This is a genomic window from Leclercia sp. LTM14 (genome assembly GCF_023736175.1).
In the GTDB taxonomy this organism is placed as follows: domain Bacteria; phylum Pseudomonadota; class Gammaproteobacteria; order Enterobacterales; family Enterobacteriaceae; genus Enterobacter; species Enterobacter barmai.
In genome coordinates, this window is sequence record NZ_JAIKTT010000003.1 from 122,028 (window position 1) to 147,384 (window position 25,357).

At 55.5% G+C, this 25,357-nt stretch carries 20 protein-coding genes, 1 tRNA gene and 2 pseudogenes; 8 read left to right on the plus strand and 15 right to left on the minus strand.

What is annotated here, in order from left to right:
- Positions 1–53 precede the first annotated feature (53 nt).
- From K5I40_RS09480 to rraB, 8 genes and pseudogenes are all read right to left on the minus strand, one after another.
- Positions 54–923: a DUF4391 domain-containing protein gene (locus K5I40_RS09480; RefSeq protein ID WP_223074426.1), complete on the minus strand. Its 870-nt coding sequence runs from the start codon at positions 921–923 to the stop codon at positions 54–56.
- Between the two features lie 10 nt (positions 924–933).
- Positions 934–3,099 (minus strand): C-terminal helicase domain-containing protein, encoded by a 2,166-nt coding sequence (locus K5I40_RS09485; RefSeq protein ID WP_251929664.1) that lies wholly within the window; start codon positions 3,097–3,099, stop codon positions 934–936.
- A 14-nt stretch (positions 3,100–3,113) separates the two neighbouring features.
- A complete protein-coding gene (locus K5I40_RS09490) occupies positions 3,114–4,247 on the minus strand; it encodes an SNF2-related protein (RefSeq protein ID WP_251929662.1) in 1,134 nt (377 codons plus the stop codon).
- A gap of 5 nt (positions 4,248–4,252) precedes the next feature.
- A complete protein-coding gene (locus K5I40_RS09495; protein ID WP_223074428.1) occupies positions 4,253–4,489 on the minus strand; it encodes a transcription factor in 237 nt (78 codons plus the stop codon).
- Positions 4,490–4,687: 198 nt separating this feature from the next.
- Positions 4,688–4,772, minus strand: a tRNA-Leu gene (locus tag K5I40_RS09500).
- A 114-nt stretch (positions 4,773–4,886) separates the two neighbouring features.
- Positions 4,887–5,605 (minus strand): annotated as a pseudogene (locus K5I40_RS09505) (topoisomerase II).
- Positions 5,606–5,621: 16 nt separating this feature from the next.
- Positions 5,622–6,380 carry a tRNA isopentenyl-2-thiomethyl-A-37 hydroxylase MiaE gene (gene miaE, locus K5I40_RS09510; RefSeq protein ID WP_223074430.1) on the minus strand — a complete coding sequence of 253 codons (759 nt, stop codon included), beginning with the start codon at positions 6,378–6,380 and terminating at the stop codon, positions 5,622–5,624.
- Between the two features lie 48 nt (positions 6,381–6,428).
- Entirely contained in the window at positions 6,429–6,854 is a 426-nt protein-coding gene (gene rraB / locus K5I40_RS09515; protein WP_039030585.1) for a ribonuclease E inhibitor RraB, read from the minus strand.
- On the opposite strand from rraB, the gene argL reads away from it, so the two are divergent.
- The 3 genes from argL (at position 6,747) to K5I40_RS09530 (ending at position 8,975) form a co-directional block, all read left to right on the plus strand.
- On the plus strand, positions 6,747–7,049 hold the full coding sequence (gene argL, locus K5I40_RS24125) for a putative translational regulatory protein ArgL (protein WP_375540633.1): 303 nt from the start codon (positions 6,747–6,749) through the stop codon (positions 7,047–7,049). The two genes, rraB and argL, sit on opposite strands and share 108 nt — an antisense overlap.
- Complete coding sequence (gene argF, locus K5I40_RS09525; RefSeq protein ID WP_223074431.1) at positions 7,019–8,023, plus strand: ornithine carbamoyltransferase; 1,005 nt, start codon at positions 7,019–7,021, stop codon at positions 8,021–8,023. Before argL ends, argF begins: the two co-directional genes overlap by 31 nt.
- Positions 8,024–8,216: 193 nt before the next feature.
- Entirely contained in the window at positions 8,217–8,975 is a 759-nt protein-coding gene (locus tag K5I40_RS09530) for an IclR family transcriptional regulator (protein WP_039030588.1), read from the plus strand.
- Between the two features lie 4 nt (positions 8,976–8,979).
- Here the strand turns inward: K5I40_RS09530 and K5I40_RS09535 are convergent, their stop codons facing one another.
- From K5I40_RS09535 to K5I40_RS09555, 5 genes and pseudogenes are all read right to left on the minus strand, one after another.
- Entirely contained in the window at positions 8,980–10,593 is a 1,614-nt protein-coding gene (locus K5I40_RS09535; protein WP_223074432.1) for a glycoside hydrolase family 43 protein, read from the minus strand.
- A 12-nt stretch (positions 10,594–10,605) separates the two neighbouring features.
- Positions 10,606–11,988, minus strand: a complete 1,383-nt coding sequence (locus tag K5I40_RS09540) for an MFS transporter (RefSeq protein ID WP_223074433.1) — start codon at positions 11,986–11,988, stop codon at positions 10,606–10,608.
- A 228-nt stretch (positions 11,989–12,216) separates the two neighbouring features.
- Positions 12,217–14,183: pseudogene (gene yagF, locus K5I40_RS09545) on the minus strand (xylonate dehydratase YagF).
- 15 nt (positions 14,184–14,198) lie between these two features.
- Positions 14,199–15,107: a dihydrodipicolinate synthase family protein gene (locus tag K5I40_RS09550; protein ID WP_223074434.1), complete on the minus strand. Its 909-nt coding sequence runs from the start codon at positions 15,105–15,107 to the stop codon at positions 14,199–14,201.
- A gap of 307 nt (positions 15,108–15,414) precedes the next feature.
- Positions 15,415–15,867: a YhcH/YjgK/YiaL family protein gene (locus K5I40_RS09555; protein ID WP_138370121.1), complete on the minus strand. Its 453-nt coding sequence runs from the start codon at positions 15,865–15,867 to the stop codon at positions 15,415–15,417.
- A 203-nt stretch (positions 15,868–16,070) separates the two neighbouring features.
- Between K5I40_RS09555 and K5I40_RS09560 the strand changes: the two genes are divergently transcribed.
- The 5 genes from K5I40_RS09560 to gbpA all read left to right on the plus strand — a co-directional run bounded on the left by K5I40_RS09560 (position 16,071) and on the right by gbpA (position 19,711).
- Positions 16,071–16,175 carry a pyrBI operon leader peptide gene (locus tag K5I40_RS09560; protein WP_138370120.1) on the plus strand — a complete coding sequence of 35 codons (105 nt, stop codon included), beginning with the start codon at positions 16,071–16,073 and terminating at the stop codon, positions 16,173–16,175.
- A 34-nt stretch (positions 16,176–16,209) separates the two neighbouring features.
- Positions 16,210–17,142 (plus strand): aspartate carbamoyltransferase, encoded by a 933-nt coding sequence (gene pyrB, locus K5I40_RS09565; RefSeq protein WP_139564077.1) that lies wholly within the window; start codon positions 16,210–16,212, stop codon positions 17,140–17,142.
- A gap of 12 nt (positions 17,143–17,154) precedes the next feature.
- Positions 17,155–17,616 (plus strand): aspartate carbamoyltransferase regulatory subunit, encoded by a 462-nt coding sequence (pyrI, locus tag K5I40_RS09570; protein WP_039030593.1) that lies wholly within the window; start codon positions 17,155–17,157, stop codon positions 17,614–17,616.
- Positions 17,617–17,689: 73 nt separating this feature from the next.
- Positions 17,690–18,076 carry a 2-iminobutanoate/2-iminopropanoate deaminase gene (gene ridA, locus K5I40_RS09575; RefSeq protein ID WP_039030594.1) on the plus strand — a complete coding sequence of 129 codons (387 nt, stop codon included), beginning with the start codon at positions 17,690–17,692 and terminating at the stop codon, positions 18,074–18,076.
- A gap of 183 nt (positions 18,077–18,259) precedes the next feature.
- On the plus strand, positions 18,260–19,711 hold the full coding sequence (gene gbpA / locus K5I40_RS09580) for an N-acetylglucosamine-binding protein GbpA (RefSeq protein ID WP_223074435.1): 1,452 nt from the start codon (positions 18,260–18,262) through the stop codon (positions 19,709–19,711).
- Positions 19,712–19,867: 156 nt separating this feature from the next.
- Here gbpA and K5I40_RS09585 read toward each other — a convergent pair whose 3' ends face one another.
- Complete coding sequence (locus tag K5I40_RS09585) at positions 19,868–22,252, minus strand: beta-N-acetylhexosaminidase (protein ID WP_223074436.1); 2,385 nt, start codon at positions 22,250–22,252, stop codon at positions 19,868–19,870.
- Between the two features lie 211 nt (positions 22,253–22,463).
- The gene (gene mgtA / locus K5I40_RS09590) at positions 22,464–25,166 is read right to left on the minus strand and encodes a magnesium-translocating P-type ATPase (RefSeq protein ID WP_223074437.1); all 2,703 of its coding nucleotides are present in this window, start codon (positions 25,164–25,166) and stop codon (positions 22,464–22,466) included.
- Positions 25,167–25,357 lie beyond the last annotated feature (191 nt).

Genomic DNA, 25,357 nt, shown 5'->3' on the forward strand with positions numbered 1-25,357 from the left:
TTTGCTCTATCGCCTTAAGTAAAATTTCTTAAAATTCTGCTTCACTGCTCTTCTTATACAAACTGAGAAGTGATTGCTGAAATTGCCTGTTTTACTTTTCTTGCTTGCACATTGAGACGCATTTTCTCACTCATTTGCAGCTCTTTCTTTAACTTGTTTCTAATATTGTTCAATTCACCATCAAGTGATGCTAACTCTTTGAGAAGTCTTGTCTTCTCTTCGTTGCTCATATCTGTGAATAAAGGTTCATCAAATGTATCGACTTTGCTTGCTTGTGATAAGCAGCGTTCACTATTCGTACAGCCATTTTTACGATAAGAATATGAAATATAACTTGTTTCAAGAGCAATGAGCTTAGCGATGAAGTCTTGATACAGTTCGTAGTAGTTGACGCTTGATACATTTTTCAGCGAAAAATCGTTCAAGAATTCGTTCTCATTGTCCTTCAAGCTTCCAACGTTGAACCACTGGCTGTTGTAAAAAAACTCAATGACCAACTTTGAACTATCAGCCTGATTAATTCGCTTGTCTGCCAGGCTAATCGCCAGTTCTCCGTTTAGCTCTAACAGCAAGATAACCGGGTAGGGGATCAGTGTATGGAAGAGCTTTGCTGTGCTCTTCAACTTTCCACGGTTTGTTGTGTCGGCTTTGAGATTGATTTTAAGAACAGCCACCTCGATATACTCTACCGTTTCGGTTAAATAAGTCGGTATGTTCAACGTTTCAGGCTTAAGAGTATTCAGCCATTCAACGGATTGAATTACATCATTTACCAGTTTCTTATCACTACTTGAGAGATCATTGTTCTCTAGAATCATCTTCTTAGTGATTCGTGTGCCAAGGAATGTTGATTCTGGTAAAGCGAGGTGTTCGTATACCTTGTCGAACAAATTTCCACTGCGAAAATCTATGACCTTGCTCATTGCCTCGCTCCTACAGAATGACCATATAGCTTGCTACTTCAAAATCATTCATATTTTGAGAGCTTGACGCTGATAAAACTGTTCCACCTCGACTAAACAAACTTGTTGCACCGATTTCTTCACTTTTACCCGCAATATTTTCAACCGCTTTGCTGAGAAGATTCTGGAAATGATTCATTTTCATTCCCTTTTGAGTTCTCTTCTCAAACTCTTGATATGCGTATGCCGAATCTTCAAAGGATTTGAACTCTGAGCCTAGTTTCTTGCATAGATCCAGAATCTGTTTTGATTGGGTAAATGAAAGTAATATTTCTTGTTCATCAGACACATAAACAAGATAGTAAGGGGCGAGTGAATAGCTTTCTTCGACCTGGACTTTTCCTTGAATGTCTTTTAGACAGAAAATGACTCCTGATTGAATTTCATCTTTTAGACCTGCAAATTGGCTACGTTCTGACTCAAACGATTCTTTGTTGATAATGACAGGTGCAAACAGCCCGAATGGAGCTTGATCTAAGGTATCTGTGTTACCTTTTGATTTATCACTGAGGAAACTTGATAGATCCATTCTAAAATCGTTCAGCGTTAAGTCGGTTATGGACACACCACCTGAGATTTCTTCTAAATCAACTACAGCATTTTGGAGTTGTTCAAGTTGCTTTCTGCGATACTCTAAGTCATTCATTCCCTTGTTGAGCTTTGGATCTTGCTCGATAACGTTTTCTTCACCCGTTGCAGAAATATCGAGCAGTACCATACGCCCACTAACCCTAGCCTCTAGGTTGATATACTCGTCCAACTCCATATTTGGCCAGAAGTTCACAAGTTGAATTGTGTCGTTAATCGAACCTAAACGGTCTATACGCCCAAAACGTTGAATAATACGAACGGGGTTCCAGTGAATATCGTAGTTAACGAGATAGTCACAGTCCTGTAAGTTTTGACCTTCTGAAATACAGTCAGTAGCAATTAAAATGTCTACCTCTTCTTTAAACTCGGGATAAACCTTCTCACGTTCTTTTGATCTAGGTGAGAAATGCGTCAGCAAACTATTCAGATCAGTTTTGAACTTCTTACCATCAATGCAACGTAAGGTTGTATCTGTGCGTTGACCTGTGATTATCGCAGTATGAAGTCCCAAGTTTTGATAAGCCCAACTGGAAATATTTCTGTATAAATACTCTGCGGTATCAGCAAATGCAGTAAATATAATGACTTTCTTGTTATTACCATTGAACGGTTTCTTACATTTTTCAAGATACGCCTGTTTTAGCATATCGAGTTTTGCATCACGTTCAGAGTCGATGCTCTTTGATACACGCACAATCTCTTGCAAAAAGACTCTATCCGCCTCTAAATCTTGTGCAAATCTCACCAAATCAAGATCTTGTATCCTTACCTTGGTTTTGTTCCCAATGATAAAAGGAGCGAGTTCTGGAGAGTCAAACTCAAGATCATCAATCTCTTCAATTGGTGGCGCAACAAAATCTTCGGTCAGATCGTCAGTAAGTGTCGGCTGGATATTGGCGTTAAAGTTATGGATTTTTGACAGTAAAGTTTCAACTTGCGCTAATACTTTTTCTGAAGTGCGCGTGAACGAATGAATCGAACTTTCCATTCGTTTCAAGAGATTGATACGGATAAGGTGGATCAAACTTTCTTCACGGTCTACTTGTTTGAATACGCTTTTACCGCCCTTTACCTCTTGGTCATAGCGTCTTGCATATTCCGCTTTCTTATCCATCCGTACATATTTCATAGGCGAGTAAAACGCCAATGAAAGTCTACGGATTGTCTTATTCACTTCTTCCAACGGTGGGAATTGGTCTTTAAGATCTATTGTAGGCTTCAAATTGATTGGCAAAAGCCTTGTAGGGAATTTACCAATATCCTCAGTTCCGTAATATTTCTCTATATGCTTACGCGAACGCGCTATTGTATAAATATCCAGTAGTTTGAAATAGTCGAAATTCATCGAGTCTAAAAGGTCTTTCGATGTTCGAACATCAGGATCTTGTTCAGACCAACGTGAGAAGCGTGATTGTGCTTGTCTTAACGTGCTCTCGATGCTGCTTATGCCATGATCGATTAATGCCTGGTCATTTGCTTCTGTGATGAAAGCCACTTGGTTCTTTATATCATTCAATCGGTTATTCACAGGCGTAGCAGAAAGCATCAAAACCTTAGTTTTTACACCAGCCTGGATAATGTCTTCAAGAAGTCGTTGATAACGATTTCGGCCATCTTTTTAGGGTTGTTGTTACGGAAGTTGTGAGATTCATCAATAACAACAAGGTCATAATTTCCCCAATTGATCGTTTCTAGGTTTATATCACCTGAATAGCCAGTATTGCGGTTCATATCAGTATGATTTAGCACATCATAGTTAAAGCGGTCATTGGCTAACAAATTGCGCTTATCGTTCTGTGTGTAGATTAGCCAGTTATCACGCAGTTTCTTAGGACAAAGCACCAAAACTTTATCATTGCGTAATTCGTAGTATTTGATGACGGCAAGAGCTTCGAACGTCTTACCCAAACCGACACTATCAGCGATGATACAGCCGTTAAAATGTTCAAGTTTATCTATAGCACCTAAAACACCATCTCTTTGAAACTTATAGAGCTTCTTCCAGACAATCGTATCTTTAAAACCAGTTTTGGTTTTTAAAATGCTCTCTTCCTGGAGATCACCAACAAAGTCTTTAAAAATGTTATACAGGGTAAGGAAGTAGATAAACTGCGGTGTGTTATCTGCTGTCAGCTTAGATAGTTCGACCTTTAATTGTTCCTTTGCTTCAATAACTTGCCCTTTACTACTCCATACCCGATTGAAGAAACCAAGCAACTCTTGTGCTTGTTCGGAACTAGCAAGGCTGATCATATCGAAACCATTAGTTTCAGTGAGACCAATGCCTTGTCCGTTGAATTGAGCACCGCTAACCGCTAATGAGTTTGAAGTTGAGGAAACGTGCGTTATGTGTTGATGAATAACTCCTGCTTGTTTAACCAAACGAACAGAAGCTTTTTCCTCTAACCAACGGGAAAACTCTATTGCTATTGCTTTTTGGTTCAGCTGATTGCGAAACCTATTTTCTTGTTCTGAGCCGTTAAGCGAGCCAAAAGGTGAAGTGATACTAAGAGCATCAAAGCCCTTAGCTTGAGAGAATAGCAAACGAGCTGAATCTAACTTGTTTAAAGAGTCTTTGAGGTGATCAAAAGCATAGATAGAAAAAAGCCCCGCCATGACGGAAAGCTTATCGTTCTGTTGAATCGCATCGGTAAGTGTATCTGAAACTTTGGTCGTTACGTTATCAATGAGCATGGTGATTAGATTTTCTCCGTAGCTAGACCAGCAGCTTTGAGTCGAATAGTAAGATTTCTCATCTTACTAAACTCAGTGCCGTAGCTAGGCTTAAGACCTAATTCTTCACAGAATTCTCTTGCGGTTATATTGCCTAACTCGTCAGCATACTTTATGGACTGAAGGTGAAGTTCAGCCATAAACCCGTTACGTGGAGCCAGGGCAAGCGCTTTCTTGATTTCTTCTATAATTAGTTTGTTCATTTAACGCTCAAAAGATTCAGTGAAATGATGTTGAATTCTAGCAAAATTAGCTAAGGCCTTTAAAGGTGGACTGTGCTTCAAATTGATGTGGGCTAAATGAGGATGATGAAATTTAGTAAAAAAAGTTCGAAATTGCTTACTAACCCAAATTCCAGACACAAAAAAAGCCGCCCTTAAGCGACTTTCTTTTGCATCTTATGGTGCCGAAGGCCGGACTCGAACCGGCACGTATTTCTACGGTTGATTTTGAATCAACTGCGTCTACCGATTTCGCCACTTCGGCACTGAAGGGGATGCGGAAACGTTGTGGATTATACCTGTCGCACGCCGCCATGCAAGCGGCGACGTACGGTTGTTTCGCTAAGTGTCCAAAAAACCAGCGTAACCCACTCCGCCCTTACAGGTCCGACACCGCATAGCGTATCAGCCCGGCGGCTTTCGGCTCCGGCAGGGCCAGCACGTTGTTCCACAGATCCTGCACCAGGTCGCAGCTCTGCTTCTCTTTGCCCTGCCCTTTTGCGGGGCCTGCAGCAGCTCGATATCGTCGCCGTACTTCGTCGTCAGCTTCTGGACAATCGGTACCACATCCGTCTCGGCCTGTTTAATTTCCTGCGGCGTCACGGTGTGTTTATCCGGCCCAACGGCGGCACGCATCATGTCGACGTCGGCCTGCATGCGGCGCTGCATCAGATCCTTATCCAGCAGACGCATCGGGTTGACGCCGCCCTTCACCTCCGGGTAGAGGAAGCGGAAGCAGCTGTCATCGCTCACCTTCTGCATGGCGGCGGTCTGCTCCATGTTGAGCCTCATATACGCCACCACGTTGGCGTCCGGGGCGGTTTGCAGGCGCGCCATCTGCAGGTGCAAAATCTTTGGCTGCAGGGTGTCGATAATCTGCTGCTCGTTTTTACCCGCTTTCTGCAGAGCCAGCATCTCGTCCTGCACCTGTTTGCGGAACGCAGGTTCCTGCTCCTTGATCACCTGCCACACCGGCATGCTGCTGAGCGCGGTATCCAGCTGCTGTTCGGTGCTGGGCGCGTTGTCGCGATAAAACCAGCCTGCTGCCACCATACCCACCACGACGGCGATGGCGATACGTAAACCCTTTTTCATCATTCCCTGCCTTTTGTTATTAAACCGGCACCCCGCTGTGGAAGCGGAACTCGGTGTCGGGCGATAAGATAAGCTCCGCCTCCACCTCGCCAAACAGCTTCACGCGTGGGGTGATGTCGTCATCGCTGACCTGCTGCGCCAGACGCAAATAGTCCTGATAGTGCCGCGCCTCGGAGCGCAGCAGCGACAGATAAAACTTCTGCAGATCCTCGTCGAGGAACGGTGCCAGCGCGGCGAAGCGTTCACAGGAGCGCGCTTCGATATAGGCGCCGCAAATCAGCTTGTCGATCAGCGTCAGCGGCTCGTGGGTGCGCACGGCTTTCAGCATCCCTTTAGCGTAGCGGCTGGCGGTGATTTTGACGTAGGGAATGTTACGCATCAGCATCGCCTCCCGCACCTGCCAGAAATGGTGCAGCTCCTCTTTAATCAGCAGCACCATGCTGTCGATGAGCGCCTGGCCCCAGGGGTCGTCGGTCTTGGGCATCACGCTTTTGCCAATCAGCTTGTGCAGGGCGACAAAATCCGGTTCCGGACCTTCGCGGAAAGTAAAAGCTTCGTAGGGACTGAGCCACTCGAGCAGCGCGTCGGCTCCGCTCTCGTCGGCGACGTATTTTCGCACTAATAGCAGCGCGGTCTGGGCGGCTTTGAGCTCGCACACCATGTGGTCGGTGAGCAGCAGTGGCAGGTTCGCCGGGTCGCGGGCTTTATCAATCCACGCTTGCGGGGTCGGACACTGGAGGAAGTTTAAAACAGGGGCGAGTATCTGCGGGTAATCCATTGTGATTCCTGAAACAGCAGCGGCAGCCGAAGCTGCCGCAAATAACACTTAGTGACGCACGCCGTCGTCATCTTCGTCGATGAAATCTTCGTCGTCTTCGTCGTCACCCTCTTCGCCGTTCGGATCTTCGAAGTAGGTGCCCCAGCCGTCGTATTCCACTTCAAAACGTTCGGCCAGGTCCATCAACTGTTCAACCTGAGCGTCGATCAGCTCTGCCTTCAGCGCGCCTTCGCTCAGGATATCGCAGCAGATGACGGTATCGCCCTCTTCCACTTCCAGCTCTTCCGGCTCCGTCACTTCGTAACCCAGGCGGAACGCTTCAACCGCCAGTTTTTCCAGCGCTTCGAAATCATCCGCAGAGAAATGATGCTCGATGGTGTACAGCGCATCCGGATCGCTGCCGTCTTCCAGCAGTTCTTCAATAATCAGTCGCGTCTCTTCGCGCTGTTCTTCCAGCAGTTCTGGGTTTGCCATGGCTCGTTCCTCTTTAAAGTGCGGCAGATACTTCTATTTTCACACACGGATGTGTTTGCCTCCACCTTTGTAAGAAAGATTTGTGAAACGGGGTTGCAAGTGAATATTAATACTTATAAAGTGAATTTTAATTCAATAAGTGGCCTTTGCCATGTGAGGATAAAATGTCTGAACTGTATAAAAAACACTTCCTGAAATTGCTCGATTTTACCCCTGCACAAATCACGTCCCTGCTTGCGCTGTCGGCACAGCTTAAGTCCGATAAGAAAAAAGGCACTGAAGTACAGAAACTTACTGGCAAAAACATCGCGCTCATCTTCGAAAAAGACTCGACCCGTACCCGATGCTCTTTCGAAGTTGCCGCATTTGACCAGGGCGCACACGTCACTTATCTCGGGCCGAGCGGCAGCCAGATTGGGCATAAAGAATCAATTAAAGATACCGCTCGCGTGCTGGGCCGGATGTACGACGGCATTCAGTATCGCGGGCACGGACAAGAAGTTGTCGAAACCCTGGCGGAATTTGCCGGTGTGCCGGTGTGGAACGGGCTGACCAACGAGTTCCATCCGACCCAGCTGCTGGCGGACCTGCTCACCATGCAGGAGCAACTGCCGGGCAAGGCGTTTAACGAGATGGTGCTGGTCTATACCGGCGATGCGCGTAACAACATGGGTAACTCGATGCTGGAAGCAGCGGCGCTCACCGGGCTGGATCTGCGTCTGGTTGCGCCACAAGCCTGCTGGCCGGAAGCGAGCCTGGTGGCAGAGTGCAGCGCGCTGGCAGAAAAGAACGGCGGCAAGATCACCCTGACGGAAGACGTGGCGGCGGGCGTGAAGGGCGCGGACTTTATCTACACCGACGTGTGGGTGTCGATGGGCGAAGCCAAAGAGAAGTGGGCCGAGCGTATCGCCCTGCTGCGTGGCTATCAGGTGAATGCGCAAATGATGGCGCTCACCGGCAACCCGGACGTTAAGTTCCTGCACTGTCTGCCAGCGTTCCACGACGACCAGACGACGCTCGGCAAGCAGATGGCGAAAGAGTTCGATCTGCACGGCGGGATGGAAGTGACGGACGAGGTGTTTGAATCTGCGGCAAGCGTGGTATTTGATCAGGCTGAAAACCGCATGCACACCATTAAGGCAGTGATGGTAGCGACGCTTGGGGGTTAAGTCCTCTGCGTTCTGGTGCCCTCACCCTGACCCTCTCCCACAGGGAGAGGGAATAAACACTAAAAACGGCAACGATGTTGCCGTTTTGCGTTTACCTTGCACAGGTACAGGGGCAGATCGTTCCACTCAATTGATTTTCCTGCCCAAAAAAGGTACGTTTTCGCCTTAATTCCAGCGCGGATAAGCCGATCTCATGCCTATTATTCAATCTGTTGAACGTGCCTTACAGATCCTCGATCTGTTTAACGAACAGGCGACGGAACTTAAAATCACCGACATCAGTAAACAGATGGGCCTGAGTAAAAGCACCCTTCACTCGCTGCTCAAAACCCTGCAGCTGCACGGCTATATCGATCAGAACCCGGAGAACGGCAAATATCGCCCTGGCATGAAGCTGGTTGAGCGCGGTCACTTCGTGGTGAGCACCATGGATATTCGCCAGAAGGCGAAGCATTTTCTGACCGAGCTGTCGGAGCGCACCGGGCAGACCACCCATCTGGGCATTCTGGACGGGCGCGAAGGGGTCTATATCGAGAAGATTGAAGGCAAGCTGGCGGCCATCGCCTACTCACGCATTGGCCGTCGCCTGCCAGTACATGCCACCGCCATCGGCAAAGTGCTGATCGCCTGGCTGAGCGACGCCGAGCTGAACACCCTGCTGGAAGGCTATCAGTACACCACCTTTACCCCGGCGACGCTGGCCTCCCGCGAGGCGCTGCTGGCCGCGCTGGCGCAAACCCGCGAGCAGGGTTATGCCCTGGACAGCGAAGAGAACGAACAGGGGGTGCGCTGCGTGTCGGTGCCGGTGCGTAACCATGAGTCCCGGGTCATCGCCGCCCTGAGCCTGTCGACCTTAACCTCCCGCGTGGACGACGAGGAACTGGCCCGCTTTCGCGAGCAGCTGCAGGAGGCCGGGCGCCAGCTCTCACGCGCGCTGGGCTACCCGGCCTGAGCCGTTATACCGGCTCGTAGGTGAAGTAGTCGAAATCGGCGTGACATCCGTCGCCGCTGATATCTTCGCAGTGCAGCCCGACAAAGGCCCCGGTAAAGAAGCCTCGCCCGCCGATATAGTCATCCGACAGCTTCCACGCCTCATAGGTGACCGGCACGGTCTGCCACGTCTCGCCGTCAAAGGAGTAGCTGTAGCGGTAGACCAGACGATCGACATCCACCCGCAGCCACACACTTTGCGCCTCATCCGGTACCGGGATCGGCTGCTCGTGCAGCGGCCATGACGGCACGTTGTGGTCAAGCTGGATCACCTTCAGGGTTCTGCCCTTCCCCTCCTCATAATCGACAAAGCAGTAGCTCCAGTTTTTGCTGTTGTAGTAGCAGGTTAAGCCAGCGCTCTGCTGGAAGTGACGCGGCGAAAATTCCATGCGCGTCTCGGCGCGAAAGGCGACGTGCTGCCAGCGGCGCGCCACGGTGGACTGGGTAAAGGTCGAGTTAAGCGAGTCGTTGCCGTACAGCCGCAGGAAGCCTTTACGCGCCCGCAGCGAGCCAAGTGAGTCGTCGAACGGAATACGCAACGTCTGCAGCTCCGGGTCGAGGCGCTCGCCGTCGAAGTCGTCCCGCCAGGCGTCCTGCGTCACGGCTGCGCTCTCGGTCATCTGCGGGCCCGGCACCGTCACCTGGGCATGTTTCCCCCCTTCAACGTACGGCCAGCCGTCGCGCCATTCGATGCGCGCGATCCCTGTCTCACGCCCCAGGGAGCAGTAGCCCCGCCCGCCGGAGGCCAGCAGCGGAATGCCCGGCAGGCGCTGGGGGCGGCTGGTGAGATAGGCCATGTACCACTCGCCGGTGTGGGTTTCCAGAAGCGAGCCGTGGCCGCTTTTTTGCAGCGGATTTTCCGGCAGGTGCCAGCTGGTCATCATCGTCACATCGGGGTGCAGCTCATATGGCCCGTCGATGTTTCTGGCCCGCAGCACCACCACCGCGTGCTCGTAGCTGGTGCCCCCCTCGGCGACCAGCAGATAGTACCAGCCCTCCTTGCGGTAGAGATGCGCCCCTTCGGTGTAGCACAGCGGCGTGCCGGTGAAGAGGGTTTTCCGCTCGGGCGACAGCGTGCGGGTCTGCGGATCAAACTCCTGTATCACGATGGTGTTATGCGGATTGCTGTGGTGGCGCGGCCCCCACGGACGGTAGAGGTAGTATTTGCGGCCATCGTCGTCATGAAACAGCGAGGGATCGAACCCGCCGTTGCCCATCGGGATCGGCTCGCTCCACGGCCCCTCAATGGAGGGAGCGGTCACCAGGAAGTTGCGCCCGTTTTTCCACGGGGAATCGACAATTTTCACATCGGTATAGAGCAGCCAGAACTGTCCGTCGGCGTAGCTCAGGCACGGCGCCCAGATCCCACCGGAGTCCGGGTTGCCCTTCATATCCAGCATCGACACGCGATCCAGCGGGGTGCTCACCAGCCGCCAGTTTTTAAGGTCGCGGGAGTGGTAAATACGCACGCCCGGAAACCACTCAAAGGTCGAGGTGGCGATGTAGTAATCCTCGCCCTGACGGCACATCGACGGGTCCGGGTTGAAGCCGGTCAGGATCGGGTTGGTAATGGTGTACATAGTGCCTCCTGCTTAATGAGATGCCGCCGTCGCCGCATCAGGGATCGCATCCCCCTGCGCCGCGCGATGCTTAAGTAACTGCTTGCTGATGGCTTCCACCCGCGTATCCGAGAGCTTATAGAACGACAGCATGGTGAACATGCCCACGTAGAGCACCACCGGCACCACGCAGAACAGAATTTTGATGGTGGTTAGCACCTCAACCGGCTGCACGCTGTTGCTGGCGGAGTAGTTAACCCAGGCGAGGATCCAGCCCACCACCGCGCCGCCAATAGCCAGGCCAATCTTCAGGCTGAACAGGTAGGTGGAGAACACCAGCCCGTCCAGACGACGCCCGCTGCGGCTCTCTTCGTAATCCACCACGTCGGAGGCCATCAGCCACTGCAGCGGCGTGGTGGTGTTAAAGACGAACAGGAACAGGATGTTGAGGGCAAAAATCAGGGCCATATGTTCGGCCGGGGTGAAGAAGATCAGCAGGCTGATCAGGGAGTAAATGACGATGATCCACTTGAAGGCCTTCACCCGGTCGAAACGGCCCAGCAGGCGCGAGGAGCAGAGCGAGCCAAACATGGTGGCGATGCTGCCGTAGAGCAGGAACTGGGTCGCCATCTCCGGGTGGTCCATCACGTATTTCACGAAGTAGAGCGTCGCCCCGCCGCGCACCACGTTGGAACAGGTCGCCATCATCTTGAAGGCGCACATGATCCGCCACTGGCTGTTACCGAGCAGCAGCTTGAGATCTTTTTTGACCGACGAGCCCGGCTGCACCTCAAAGGTGTAGCGCTCTTTGGTGGTGAAGAAGCAGACGTAGAGCAGCACCACGCCGCAGAGCCCCAGCACGCACATCGCGCCAAAGTAGCCGAGCTGTTCGTTGCCTTTGCCTATGATCCCCACCAGCGGCAGGGCAATGCCGCTGATCGCCAGCGATCCGGCTGCGGCAAGGAAGAATCGCCACGACTGCATGGCGTGACGCTCTTTCGGATCGGCGGTGATCACCCCCGGCATGGCGCAGTACGGCACGTTAACGAAGGTATAAACCAGGGTCAGCAGGATGTAGGTGACGCAGGCGTAAATAATTTTGCCGTTGGCGGAGAAATCCGGGGTGTAGAAGGTGAGCATGCAGACGATGCCAAACGGGATCGCCCCCCACAGCAGGAACGGGCGGAACTGGCCGTGGCGGGTGCGGGTGCGGTCCACCAGCAGCCCCATCAGCGGGTCGGTCACCGCATCCAGCACGCGGGAGACCAAAAACAGCGTGCCCATAATCCCGGCCGATAAGCCAAACACATCGGTGTAGAAATAGGCGAGCAGGAACATGGTCGCCTGCCAGACAAAGCCGCAGGCGGTGTCACCCAGCCCGTAGCCAATTTTATCTTTCATGGTTAATTGCATCATCAGAAATACACCCTTATTTAGTGTGCTGAATTCACAACATCGTGTTAATAGAGTGTAATGAGCTGTTCAATTAACCAGCAATGGTCATATCTTGTTTCTGAATTACGTTATTTTGCTTTTGTGATACTCCTCGAAATAAGGTAAATATCTGTTTTTAGGTAATTAATAACAGACACAACAAAGCCGTCCGCGGAATATTTCCGCAGACGACAAAAGTGATAAATATAATTAAAGTCCGAGCGCTTTTTTGCCGGCGTTAATTACCTCAATGATTTTATCGGTGTCGTAAATACAGCCTTTCCAGGTGCCGCCGCTGACCGACTGTAATGCGGCCCACAGGCGCGTATCGTCCGGTAAAAATTCATGGGCGTGCAGTTCAGGGTGTGGCTCACGACGGGCCAGCTCCATCGCCCCCTCCAGCGGGGTGAGCGGTGCCTGTGCCGTGCCGATAAAATTCACGCTGCCGGTCAGGGCCAGACGGTCCACCGCGATTTCGATAATGTCGTTGTCCCGCAGCTTGCCAATCGGCCCGCCGGCCAGCGCTTCGGGGGCGACGTGACCAAAACAGGCCCCGGTGGAGACGCCCGAGAAGCGGGCATCGGTGATCAGCGACACCGTTTTACCCCAGGAGATATGCTTCAGCGCCGAGGTCAGCTGGTAGGTCTCTTCCATGCCGGTTCCGGACGGTCCGCCGCCGATCACCACCATGATATCGCCCTGCTCGATCTCGCCGCTTTTGATCGCCTTGATCGCCCGGGCTTCCGAAACAAACACCCGCGCCCGGCCGGTGTGACGGTAGACGCCGTCCTCACCCACCACCGACGGGTCGATGGCCGTGGCCTTGATCACCGAGCCTTCCGGGGCGATGTTGCCCATCGGGAAGGCCACCGTGGAGGTGAGCCCGCGGGCTTTAGCGCGTTCCGGCGGCAGGATCACGTCATCCGGTTCGACGCCGTCCTGCTCGCGCAGGCACTGGCGGAAGCGTTCCCGCCGTTCCGAGCCCTGCCACCAGTCGAGGTTTTCTCCCACCGTCTGGCCGGTGACGGTCATGGCATCCAGATGCAGCAGGCCGAGATCGCGCAGATGGAGCATCACCTCCGGCACGCCGCCCGCGAGGAACGCCCGCACCGTCGGGTGATAATCCGGCCCGTTCGGCAGGACGCTCACCAGCCGCGGCACCTTGCGGTTGATCCGCGTCCAGTGCTCCACGTCAGGAATGGTGCAGCCCGCCGCGTGGGCGATGGCCGGTATGTGCAGCAGCAGGTTGGTGGAGCCCCCGAACGCGGCGTGGATCACCATCGCGTTCTCAATCGCTTTATCGGTGAGAATATCCCGGGTGGTGATCCCGCGGTTATCCAGCTCAAATACCGCCCGGGCGGACTGGCGGGAGATCTCCAGCCACACGTCCTGGCCTGACGGCGCCAGCGCCGAGTGCGGCAATGCTAGGCCTAAGGCTTCGGCCACCACCTGTGAGGTGCCTGCGGTGCCGAGGAACTGACAGCCGCCACCCGGCGAGGCGCAGGCGCGGCAGCCCAGTTCGGCGGCCTCCTGCAAAGAGAGTTCATGGTTGGCGTAGCGCGCGCCGATGGTCTGCACCTTGCCGGCGTCTTCGCCGAACGTCGGCGGCAGCGTGGCACCGCCCGGCACCAGAATGGTCGGCAGATTGTGCATCGCGGCCAGGGCGATCATGGTGGCGGGCAGGCCTTTGTCGCAGGTGGCAACGCCAATCACCGCCCGGCGCGTGGGGAGGGAGCGGATCAGACGGCGAAACACGATTGCCGCATCGTTGCGGTACGGCAGGGAGTCAAACATCCCGTGGGTGCCCTGAGAGCGGCCGTCGCAGGGATCGCTGACGAAGGCGGCAAAGGGGATCCCGCCGTTGCGGGTGATCTCTTTTGCCGCCGCCTGCATCTGCAGGCCAATCTCCCAGTGGCCGGTGTGGTAACCCAGCGCGACCGGGCGGCCATCTCCCGCGCGATCCCGCCCTGGGTGCCGATAATCAGCACCTCTTTGCCGGTGAGCTTATTCGCATCCCAGCCCATTCCGGCGTTTTGCGTCATGCCAAACAGATTGCCGCTGGGGGATTCCATCAGCATCTGCGGGGTCAGGGGCAGCGCCCCCTGCGGCCCGGCCGCGTGGGTGATCACCGAATAGAAGGCGTCATCCTGCGGGGTAAAAATGGTTTCTATCGACATCGTGACCTTCCGGCTTCAGCAGAGCTTGAGCTGTTGCAGCAGCGTTTTCAGCTGCGCCTTGCGCGCGTCGTTCAGCGGACCGGCTGGCGGCAGCACGTGGGTGGAGACCGGACGCACGCAGAGGGCAATCGCCTCTTTAATCACGTTCACAAACGGTGTATCCAGCTGATACATCTGCGGAATTTGCAGCATGGTTTGATGATACTGCGCCGCCCGGGCCAGGTCGCCATCGCGGAACGCCTGCAGCAGTTTGACCGACACCTGCGGCGCGAAGTTACCGCTGGCGGAGATCGCCCCGTCGCCGCCCAGCAGCAGGGTGTTGAACAGGTGATCGTCGTAGCCGCACAGCACCACAAAGTTCGGATGCGCCGCTTTAACGGTAAGCACCATGCTGCGCAGATGGGCCACGGAATCGATAGTGTCTTTGATCCCGACGATATTGGCCCGGGAGTCCACCAGGGTTTTGACCAGCTGCGGGGTCAGATCCTGCCCGGTCAGCGCCGGGAAGTTATAGAGGATCACCGGCAGGGTCACGCTGTCGGCCACCTGTTCAAAGTAGCGGATCAGGTTCGCTTCAGACACTTTCCAGTAGTAGGGGTTGATCACCACGATGCCGTCGGCGCCCGCCTGCTGGGCGTGCTGGCTCAGCTCGATAGTTTCCCGGGCGTTAGTGCCCCCGGTACCGATCAGCACCGGCACGCGACAGTTCACGTGGGCGATGGCAAATTCGGCGATCGCTTTGCGCTCGGCGGTGTTGAGCTGCGAAAACTCGCCGCCGCTGCCCAGGAAGAACAGGCCATCGACACCGGCGTCGATCATATGGTCGATGAGCGCGGCGCTGCCGGGTTTATCCAGCTTGCCGTCGGCGGTGAAAATGGTGGAGACAGGGGGAATAATGCCCGAGAACTGCACGGTCTGCTGCATGAGATCTCCTTGCTGAATCATTTTGTTCTACATTATAGAACAGCGTTCGTTTATTTAACGATCATACTATGACGCAGAAAAAGCGCAGGTAAATGAGAGGAGAACAGGGAGTGCGGGAAATTTAAGCTGGATCACAAATTTTTTCCCCTCACCCCGGCCCTCTCCCCATAGGGGCGAGGGGGAAAAGACCGCACCGTGCAGTCCCCTCTCCCCAAAGGGCCGGGGGGTAAAAGACCGCACCGTGCAGTCCCCTCTCCCCTCTGGGGAGAGGGTTAGGGTGAGGGGTGAGGGGTGATGGTGAAGGGTATTACCCTACCAACATCTTCACCACCACCTTGCGCACCTGCGCCGGGTTGCCCACCGCGCACAGCGGCTTGTGGACTTCGCCCGGGTAGAAGACCACGAAATCGCCTTCACTCAGCACCACAGTTTTTTCTTGCTCGCCTTCCGGCAGGAACGCGATGTCTTTGTCCGCCAGCCAGTCGGTGTCCGGCGTGCCGTTTGGCAGGGTGCTGAAGGTCATCCCTTCCTGGCCTTTCAGCACGATCTGAATGTCCAGATAGCGGGCGTGATACTCCGCGCGACGCTCGGCGAACGGCTGGGTCATGTCTTCGGAGACCAGATAGAACAGGTTGTTGCCGTCGATGTCATGTTTGCCGGTCGGCGTGGCGTCTGTCACATGCGCTTTAACGTGTTCGATCGCCTGACGCAGCGCTTGCGGCAGCCAGGACTGGAGGTTGTGGATGTTGCCAACGATCATGTTTAAATCCTCATTATAAAACACCGTTTCATTTTCAACTTTTATACGAGAATTTTAGCTGCCATACCACCACTTTTTAGTGGGGATTTGCTCTTGCGCATAACCATGCATGCGGAAACCTTTACGTTGCGTAAAGTGTGCATTATTCGCTTGATCGATGATTCAGGCTGCGTATAATGCCCCACAATTTGCCAGGAGGAAGCATGCTCAAACATGTTCGACAGAGTGCCCCAGCGCGTCTTAAATCAGACGCTGGCCTGCCGTTTTTCTTCCCGTTGCAATCCCTATTCCAGAAGCCCCTCATTTGAGGGGCTTTTTTTTGCCCGGCGTCAGGAGAGAAAAATGAATCCGCTTTATCAAAAACACATCATTTCCATCAACGACCTCAGCCGTGAAGAGCTGGAGCTGGTTCTGGCAACCGCGGCAAAATTGAAAGCCAATCCGCAACCGGAGCTGCTGAAGCACAAGGTGATCGCCAGCTGCTTCTTCGAAGCCTCCACCCGTACCCGCCTGTCGTTTGAGACCTCCATTCACCGTCTGGGCGCAAGCGTCGTGGGCTTCTCCGACAGCAGCAACACGTCGCTCGGTAAAAAAGGCGAAACCCTGGCGGACACCATCTCGGTGATCAGCACCTACGTCGACGCTATCGTGATGCGTCACCCGCAGGAGGGCGCGGCCCGTCTGGCGACCGAGTTTTCCGGCGGTATTCCGGTGCTGAACGCCGGTGACGGGGCTAACCAGCATCCGACCCAGACCCTGCTGGATCTGTTCACCATTCAGGAGACCCAGGGCACGCTTGAGAACCTGAACATCGCCATGGTCGGCGACCTGAAATATGGCCGGACCGTCCACTCCCTGACCCAGGCGCTGGCGAAATTCAACGGCAACCGCTTCTACTTTATCGCCCCGGACGCGCTGGCGATGCCGCAGTACATCCTCGATATGCTGGATGAGAAAGGGATCCCGTGGAGCCTGCACGCCAGCATCGAAGAGGTGATGGGCGACGTGGATATTCTCTATATGACCCGCGTGCAGAAAGAGCGTCTGGATCCGTCGGAGTACGCCAACGTCAAGGCGCAGTTCGTCCTGCGCGCCAGCGATCTCGAAGGCGCACGCAACAACATGAAGGTGCTGCACCCGCTGCCGCGTATCGATGAGATCACCACCGACGTGGATAAGACGCCGCACGCCTGGTACTTCCAGCAGGCCGGGAACGGCATCTTCGCCCGCCAGGCGTTACTGGCACTGGTTCTGAATCGCGATTTAGCTCTGTAAGGGGAAAAGACAATGACACACGATAACAAACTCCAGGTCGAAGCCATCAAACGCGGCACCGTAATTGACCACATCCCTGCGCAGGTGGGCTTTAAGCTGCTGACCCTGTTCAAACTGACCGAAACCGACCAGCGCATCACCATCGGCCTGAACCTGCCTTCCGGCGAGATGGGCCGTAAAGACCTGATTAAAATCGAGAACACCTTCCTGACCGACGAGCAGGTAAATCAGCTGTCGCTGTACGCCCCGGAAGCCACCGTCAACCGCATCGACGACTACGAAGTGGTGGGTAAATCCCGCCCGAGCCTGCCGGAGCGCATTGAGAGCGTGCTGGTGTGCCCGAACAGCAACTGCATCAGCCACGCTGAGCCGGTAAATTCCAGTTTTGCAGTGAAAAAACGCGCCGATGATATCGCGCTCAAATGCAAATACTGTGAAAAAGAGTTTTCCCATAATGTGGTGCTGGCCAACTAATCCCGGTGGTAATGCCTTCCCGGCTCTTTATAATGGCCGGGAACATTCATAACGCTGTTATTCAGGAGAAATCATGACCAAAGTACTCGCGACGGAAAATGCACCTGCAGCTATCGGCCCATACGTTCAGGGCGTTGATCTTGGCAGCATGATCATCACCTCCGGCCAGATCCCGGTAAACCCAAAAACCGGTGAAGTGCCGGAAGACGTCTCCGCTCAGGCGCGTCAGTCGCTGGAAAACGTCAAAGCGATCGTCGAATCCGCTGGCCTGAAAGTGGGCGATATCGTTAAAACAACGGTATTCGTAAAAGATCTCAACGACTTCGCCACCGTTAACGCCACCTACGAAGCTTTCTTCACCGAGCATAACGCCAGCTTCCCGGCGCGCTCCTGCGTGGAAGTGGCGCGTCTGCCAAAAGACGTGAAAATCGAAATTGAAGCGATCGCCGTGCGTCGCTAATTATTGATTTTGAAAAGTTAAAGGCAGCTTCGGCTGCCTTTTTTATTTCCTGAATACACAGCAAATAATATTCTTCAAGTATTTTCACCGTTATTTTTCGCCACCGCCTGGAATGATTAATTTTTTATTCCAGAGGAGACTAGCCCTGCCTAAATAATTAATCCCCTCTTTAATGGAATAAAAATGAAACTGTCTAAAATTGCGTTGGCACTTGCCACACTCACGGTTGCTTCATCGGCTTTAGCGCATGGTTATGTTGATACTCCGGCCAGCCGTGCCTATATGTGTAAGCTCGGTAAGAATATCGATTGCGGTTCTGTACAATATGAACCACAGAGTGTAGAACGCACATCTGGCTTCCCGACGGGCGCACTGCCGCCAGATGGTCAGCTGGCCAGCGCCGGTATCTCCCAGTATTCCCAGCTCGATCGCCAGAGCATGAACGCCTGGACTAAAACGCCAATTACTGCGGGTGCGAATAAATTTACCTGGTATCACACCGCTCCGCATAAAACCACCAACTGGCGCTGGTATATTACCAAACAAGACTGGAATCCTAATAAACCGCTGACCCGCGATCAATTTGAATCCACACCATTCTGTACCGTTAACGGTAATGGCCAGACGCCAGCTGTTCGTCAGGATATGACCTGTAACGTGCCACAGCGTACCGGCTACCAGGTTATTTACGCGGTATGGGAAATTGCAGATACCACTAACAGCTTCTATCAGGCTATCGACGTTGATTTCGGTAACGGCGGCAACGTGATCCCTGACGATGACACTCCGGCTCAGGTATCCGAGTGGACGAAAACCCTGGACGGCCAGATCGCCGGGAATAACGTGAATGCAGGCGATAAAATCATTGCCCGCTTCTTCGACGCTAACGGCGAAGTCGCCTCCATGCGTACCGAACTGACCGTGGCTTCTGCATCCCAGGGTCAGGCAAGCCAGTGGTCCTTCGATCTGGCGCAGGCGATTAACGCCGCGCACAGCGATATCCGCGTCGGTGTGAAAGACGAAAGCGGCGTGGTGAACCCGGTTCACGGCGCGAACAACGTCTATGTGAAAGATGGCAGCACGCTGAAATCCGTGGCGATCTCCTATGAAGAGCAGCAGGCGCAGGTGACCGAGAACATCGCCGTCACCAACGTGCAGTTCTCCAAAATCAAGAACGGCGCAGCAACCGTGACCTTCCACGTGAACACCCAGGGCGATGTCAGCCTGGAAGCCAGTGCGTTAAACCACGCGGGTGCGGAAAAAGGCTACCTGAAGCAGGACATGAACAACGCCAACCAGGACGTGACCATGAACCTGACTGACGTGACTGCCGGCCACCACATGCTGAAATACTTCGCCACCAACAAAGATGGCGTGCTGTTCGCGCAGGATGTGATCGATATGATGCTGGAAAACGAAGCGTCATCCGATACCGCGGGTAAATACGACTATACCTTCCCGCAGAACCTCTCTTCCTACAAGGCAGGCACCGTGGTACTGCAGCCGAAAAATGGCAAAACGTACCAGTGTAAGAAAGCGCCATACAGCGGCTACTGCGTGCAGTATTCCGCTGGCTCTAACCAGTTCGAACCGGGTGTCGGTTCTCACTGGCAGATGGCGTGGACTCTGAAGTAATACGTTGAGGTCTGTGCGGCCTGTATGCCGGGGGCGCTTCGCTTGCCCGGCCTACGGGTTCGTGCGGTCTGTGTGCCGGGCGGCGCTTCGCTTGCCCGGCCTACGTGACTGCGCTTTTCCAGGCCCGGTAAGGCGAAGCCGCCACCGGGCGTTTTTTTACTGATTGCGCGTTGCGCGCAGCAGTTTCTCCAGCGGATAGACCGCCGCGATCACCACTTCATCCTGAATCTGCGCCGCCTTATCCAGCTCCCCCTGAATCGACGCAATCTCCGTATCATCCAGCGTGCCCTGACGCGCCACCAGATCCGTTAAGCGCAGCCCAATTGTCGCCAGCTTATCCACCGTCTGAATCACCGGTTTGATCGCTTTCAGCTGATAGCTGTTTTCAGCCAGCGCCAGCGCGTCCGGAGTGTTGGTCTGCCAGCGGGTAAAGAGATGGCGCAGCGACTCCGCGCTTTCGCTGTCTTCGGCATCGCTCACCAGTCGTTCCACCCAGTGGTTCATCTGCCGCACCGTATTGCTCTCCGGCGATAGCGCGTCGGCCAGCCGGTTCAGCGGCTCAAACAGATCGTAATTCCCGGCCTGGAACTTGAGATGGTTACGGGTGTAATACTGCGCAGGCTCCAGCGCCTGGGCGAGGATTGTCAACGCCAGCGTGTCGGTGGTGTTGCCGAGCCGCGTGAACTGCACCTGCTGGCGGGCATGCTGCTGCAGCCCCACCGACACTGTCGACCAGCTGTCCATCGCCTGCAGGCGGGTGTACATATTGTCGATATCGTTCACCTCCTGGGCCGACCACAGCCGCTCCGCCACCGCAAACGCCCGCGGCCAGAGCTTAATATCCAGCACCGGTGCAGAGACGTTTTCCGCCCACAGCGCCGCCTCGCCGCCCAGCAGATTGGCCTGCTGGCTGGCATCCGGCACCGCCGGGGCGATCCCTTCCGGCACCGCGTCCAGCCGCTGGCCCGTCACCGGATAACGGCTGTTGCCCAGCAGGAAATAGCCCTCAATCTTGTCGTCTTTCACCGTCACCACCGGACGGGTCTCCCCCATCCAGGTGTCCACGGTGAAGCTCACCTGGTTGTCGCTGCGCCATTCAATATCCTGCACCGCCCGCCGGGATTTGCCGCTGAAATCGATAAAGCCGCGCCAGCCCGCCTCGCCTTTCACCAGCGTAAAGCTGCCCTCCACCGGCTTGCCCTTCAGGCGCGGCAGGGTGAATGACCAGCTCTGGGCGCTGTCGCTGTCGGTAATGACGTCCACATTGTTCAGCCCCTGCGGCACGATCTCATTGCGGTAGTGATAGGCCGTGTACTGGGGCTGATCGAGGTAAAAGCCCGTCGAGAGGATCCCCTTGTAGCCTTTTTTTGCCACCTCGCCCAGCGCGTCCTGCCCCTGCCAGGACTGGATCAGAATGCTTTTCGGCAGATCCGGGTGGTAGATCTCATCCCAGCCCACCATCTGGCGCTGGTTTTTTTCGAGGATCGTCTCCAGCTTGCGGTTGAAGTACGCCTGCAGCGCGTGGCTGTCGGCCAGCTTGTTGTCGCGCATAAACTGCTGGATGGCCGGGTTATTTTTCCACTGGGTGTCGTCCACCTCATCGCCGCCGATGTGCAGATAGGGATCCGGGAAGATCGCCGCCAGTTCGGCGATCATCGCCCCGGCAAAGGCGTAGGTGGCCTCTTTGGTAGGATCCATCACCGGCTTGAGCACGCCCCAGTGGCGCTCCATCTGGTACGGCCCCGGGGCGCTCATCAGCTCCGGATAGGCCACCGCAATGGCCGAGGCGTGGCCGGGCATGTCAATTTCCGGCACCACGCGAACGCCACGCGCGGCGGCGTAGCGCACCACGTCACGCATCTGATCCTGGGTGTAGAACAGCCCGTCGCTGGCAAGTTCGGTCAGTTTCGGGTAGCGCTTCGAGGCAAATCGCCAGCCCTGATCGTCGGTTAAGTGCCAGTGCAGCACGTTGAGCTTCGCCGCCGCCATGCCGTCGATCTGGCGTTTGATGTCCTCCAGCGGAATAAAGTGGCGGGCGGAGTCGAGCAGCAGGCCGCGCCACGGGAAGCGCGGGGCATCCTCAATGGCGACCCATGGCAGAGAGGTATTTTCTGAACCGTTCTGGATCAGCTGGAGCAGGGTTTCCATCCCCCGCAGCGCGCCGAAACGGGTGTTAGCGGTAATGGAAACTCCGCTGGCGTCGACGGTGAGCTTATAGCTTTCATCGCTGTCCGGTTTCGGCAGCAGGGCCACCTTACGGGCGATGGCGATGGTGACCGTCGGTTTTTCCGGCTTATCCGCCTGAGGCTGTAGCGTCCAGCCGGTTTGCAGCGCCACGCGCTGACGCAGACGGGCAACCGCATCGCCGAGATCGTCCCCGGAAACGCTGACCTGGAAATTATTGTTGATGACCAGCGCCCCCTGGGTGGCAGGACGTTCCACCTTTGCAGGCCAGGGCATCAGAGGGAGATCGCCTGCCGGGGCGGCAAACGCGGAAAAGCCGAGCATAAGCCCGGCGGTTAAGAGGCTGTACCGTAACATGAATGTTCCTTATTTGACGGGCCGAAAAAAGGCAAAACATTCTGTTAACATGTGCGCAAATTAGCGTCAAGCACGGCGGATGACGGAGATCACAGGTTGTTGAATTTGGGAGAAAACGGAGCCCCTCACCCCGGCCCTCTCCCCAAAGGGGCGAGGGTGTAATCGTCCCCTCTCCCCTATGGGGAGAGGGTTAGGGTGAGGGGTAGATTTTTCACTGCCACCCGTACCGGCGGCTATAGAATCCTTTCACCAGCTGCGTCAGCACCATATACCCGGCGAGGATCGCCACCAGCCACGGGAAGTAGCTGAGCGGCAGCGCCTGCAGTTGCAGATAGCCCGCCAGCGGCGAGAACGGCAGCGCGATGCCGAGCACCATCACCAGACCGGTCATCAGGATCAGCGGCCAGGCGGCACGGCTCTGGAGGAACGGGATGCGGCGGGTGCGGATCATATGCACAATCAGCGTTTGCGACAGCAGCCCGACCACGAACCAGCCGGACTGGAACAGGGTCTGCTGTTCCGGGGTATTAGCGTGGAACACAAACCACATCAGGCAGAAGGTCAGAATGTCGAAGATGGAGCTGATCGGGCCGAAAAAGAGCATGAAACGGCCCAGTTCTGCCGGGTCCCAGCGCTGCGGCTTCTGGATCTGATCCTCGTCGACGTTATCAAACGGGATCGCCACCTGGGAGATGTCGTACATCAGGTTCTGGATCAGCAGATGCAGCGGCAGCATCGGCAGGAACGGCAGGAACGCGCTCGCCACCAGCACGCTGAAGACGTTGCCGAAGTTGGAGCTGGCGGTCATTTTGATGTACTTGAGCATGTTGGCGAAGGTGCGGCGGCCTTCGATCACCCCCTCTTCCAGCACCATCAGGCTCTTCTCCAGCAGAATGATATCCGCCGCTTCGCGGGCGATATCCACCGCCCCGTCCACCGAAATACCGATATCCGCCGCACGCAGCGCGGGGGCATCGTTGATGCCATCCCCCATAAAGCCCACCACGTGCCCTTCGCGCTTCAGCAGGGTGACGATGCGCTCTTTGTGCATCGGCGTCAGGCGCGCAAACAGCGTGGTGCGCTTAGCGAGCAGTGCCAGCGCGTCGTCAGTCAGCGCTTCAATCTCGCTGCCCGTCACCACCTCGCCCGCGTCCAGGCCCACTTCGCGGCACACTTTCGCCGCCACCAGCTCGCTGTCGCCGGTGAGGATTTTCACCGTGATGCCGCTCTCTTTCAGCGCCTTTAACGCTGGCGCCGTGGTCTCTTTCGGCGGATCGAGGAAGGCGATGTAGCCCTCGAGGATCAGATCCGATTCATCGATGCGCTGGTAATCGCCCTCGCGGGCCGGCAGAAACTTGCTGGCCACCGCCACCACGCGCAGCCCCTGGCGGTTGAGGTTGTCGGTCACGCGCCGGATGCGCCGCAGCATGCTCTCGTCCAGCGGGACAATCTCCCCGTGATGCCGTACCTGGGTCGAGACGTTCAGGATCTCCTGCAGCGCCCCTTTGCAGATCAGCAGATGCACGCCCTGCTCTTCACTCACCACCACCGACATGCGTCGACGCTCGAAATCAAAGGGGATCTCATCCACTTTCTGCCAGCGGGTCGAGAGGGTGCGGGCGGCGGCTTCGTCCACCCCTTCCAGCACCGCAACGTCGAGCAGGTTTTTCAGCCCGGTCTGGTAGTGGCTGTTCAGCCACGCGGTTTCCAGCACCCGCTCGCAAATCTTGCCCGAAACGTCGGTGTGGTGCTCCAGCACGATCTTGTCCTGGGTCAGGGTCCCGGTTTTGTCGGTGCAGAGGATGTCCATCGCGCCAAAGTTCTGAATGGCGTCGAGGTGTTTGACGATCACCTTTTGCTTCGAGAGTTTTACCGCCCCGCGCGCCAGAGTCGAGGTGACAATCATCGGCAGCATCTCCGGGGTGAGCCCCACCGCCACCGAGAGGGCAAACAGCGCCGCTTCCCACCAGTCGCCTTTGGTGTAGCCGTTAATCAGCAGCACAATGGGGGTCATCGCCAGCATAAAGCGGATCAGCAGCATGCTGACGCGGCCAATCCCCTGCTGGAAGGCGTTCGGCTCGCTCTCCTGCTCGCTGACCCGCCCGGCCAGCTGCCCAAACCAGGTGTTGCACCCGGTGGCTATCACCATCGCCTGCGCCGTACCGCTCACCACCGTGGTGCCCATAAAGCACAGGGTGTCGCACTCGAGCGGGTTGCTCTGCTGCGGATCGCGGCTGTGGGCCACCTTCTCCACCGGCAGGGATTCACCGGTCAGCGAGGCCTGCGCCACGAACAGGTCGCGTGCCTGGAGGATACGCAGGTCCGCCGGGATCATGTCCCCGGCCGCCAGCTTAACCAGATCCCCTGGCACCAGCTGATCGATGGGTATCTCCTGCCAGCCGCTTTCGCCTTTGTCGTTGAGGGTGCGCAGGACGGTGGCGGTGTTGCTGACCATCGCCTTGAGGGCATCCGCCGCGCGGGTTGAACGGGCTTCCTGAATGAAGTTCAGCAGCGTGGAGATGCCCACCATCAGGGCGATCACCCCGGCGGCAAACAGGTCTTCGGTGGCATAGGAGATAACCCCCAGCACCGTCAGCAGCAGGTTGAAGGGATTGCGGTAGCAGGTCCACAGATGAACCCACCAGCGGGCCGGTTTTTGCGCCGGGATTTCATTCTTGCCATGGCGGGCGCGGGCGATCCCCACCTCTGTGGCATTCAACCCTTCCGGGTGGCTGGCGAATGCATGCCAGAGCGCATTCTCTTTCATTGCGGCGACCCGCAGGCAGTGGGCGGCAAGCGCGCCGGGAACGGCGGCATCGGTTTTACCGGTTGCCATTGGCGCACGCTGCACCAGACGACGCGGCAGATGGCGGCTCAGCCGGGTGAACAGCTGTTGGGTGAAATTTTTGAACATAATAAGTCCCCCGCACCCGTAAAAAACGGGCGCAGTCTTGCCATCAGACGTGACAAAGCCACGCCTGAGCGGCGATATCAATTATGCAGGGACGGATAAAACGTCACTGCCTTACGCATCCGGTAAGGCAGGAAGAGACTTACCGGAGTAAAAGGGTTCTCCCTGTCGGGAGAGGGGTGGGATCGGGATCC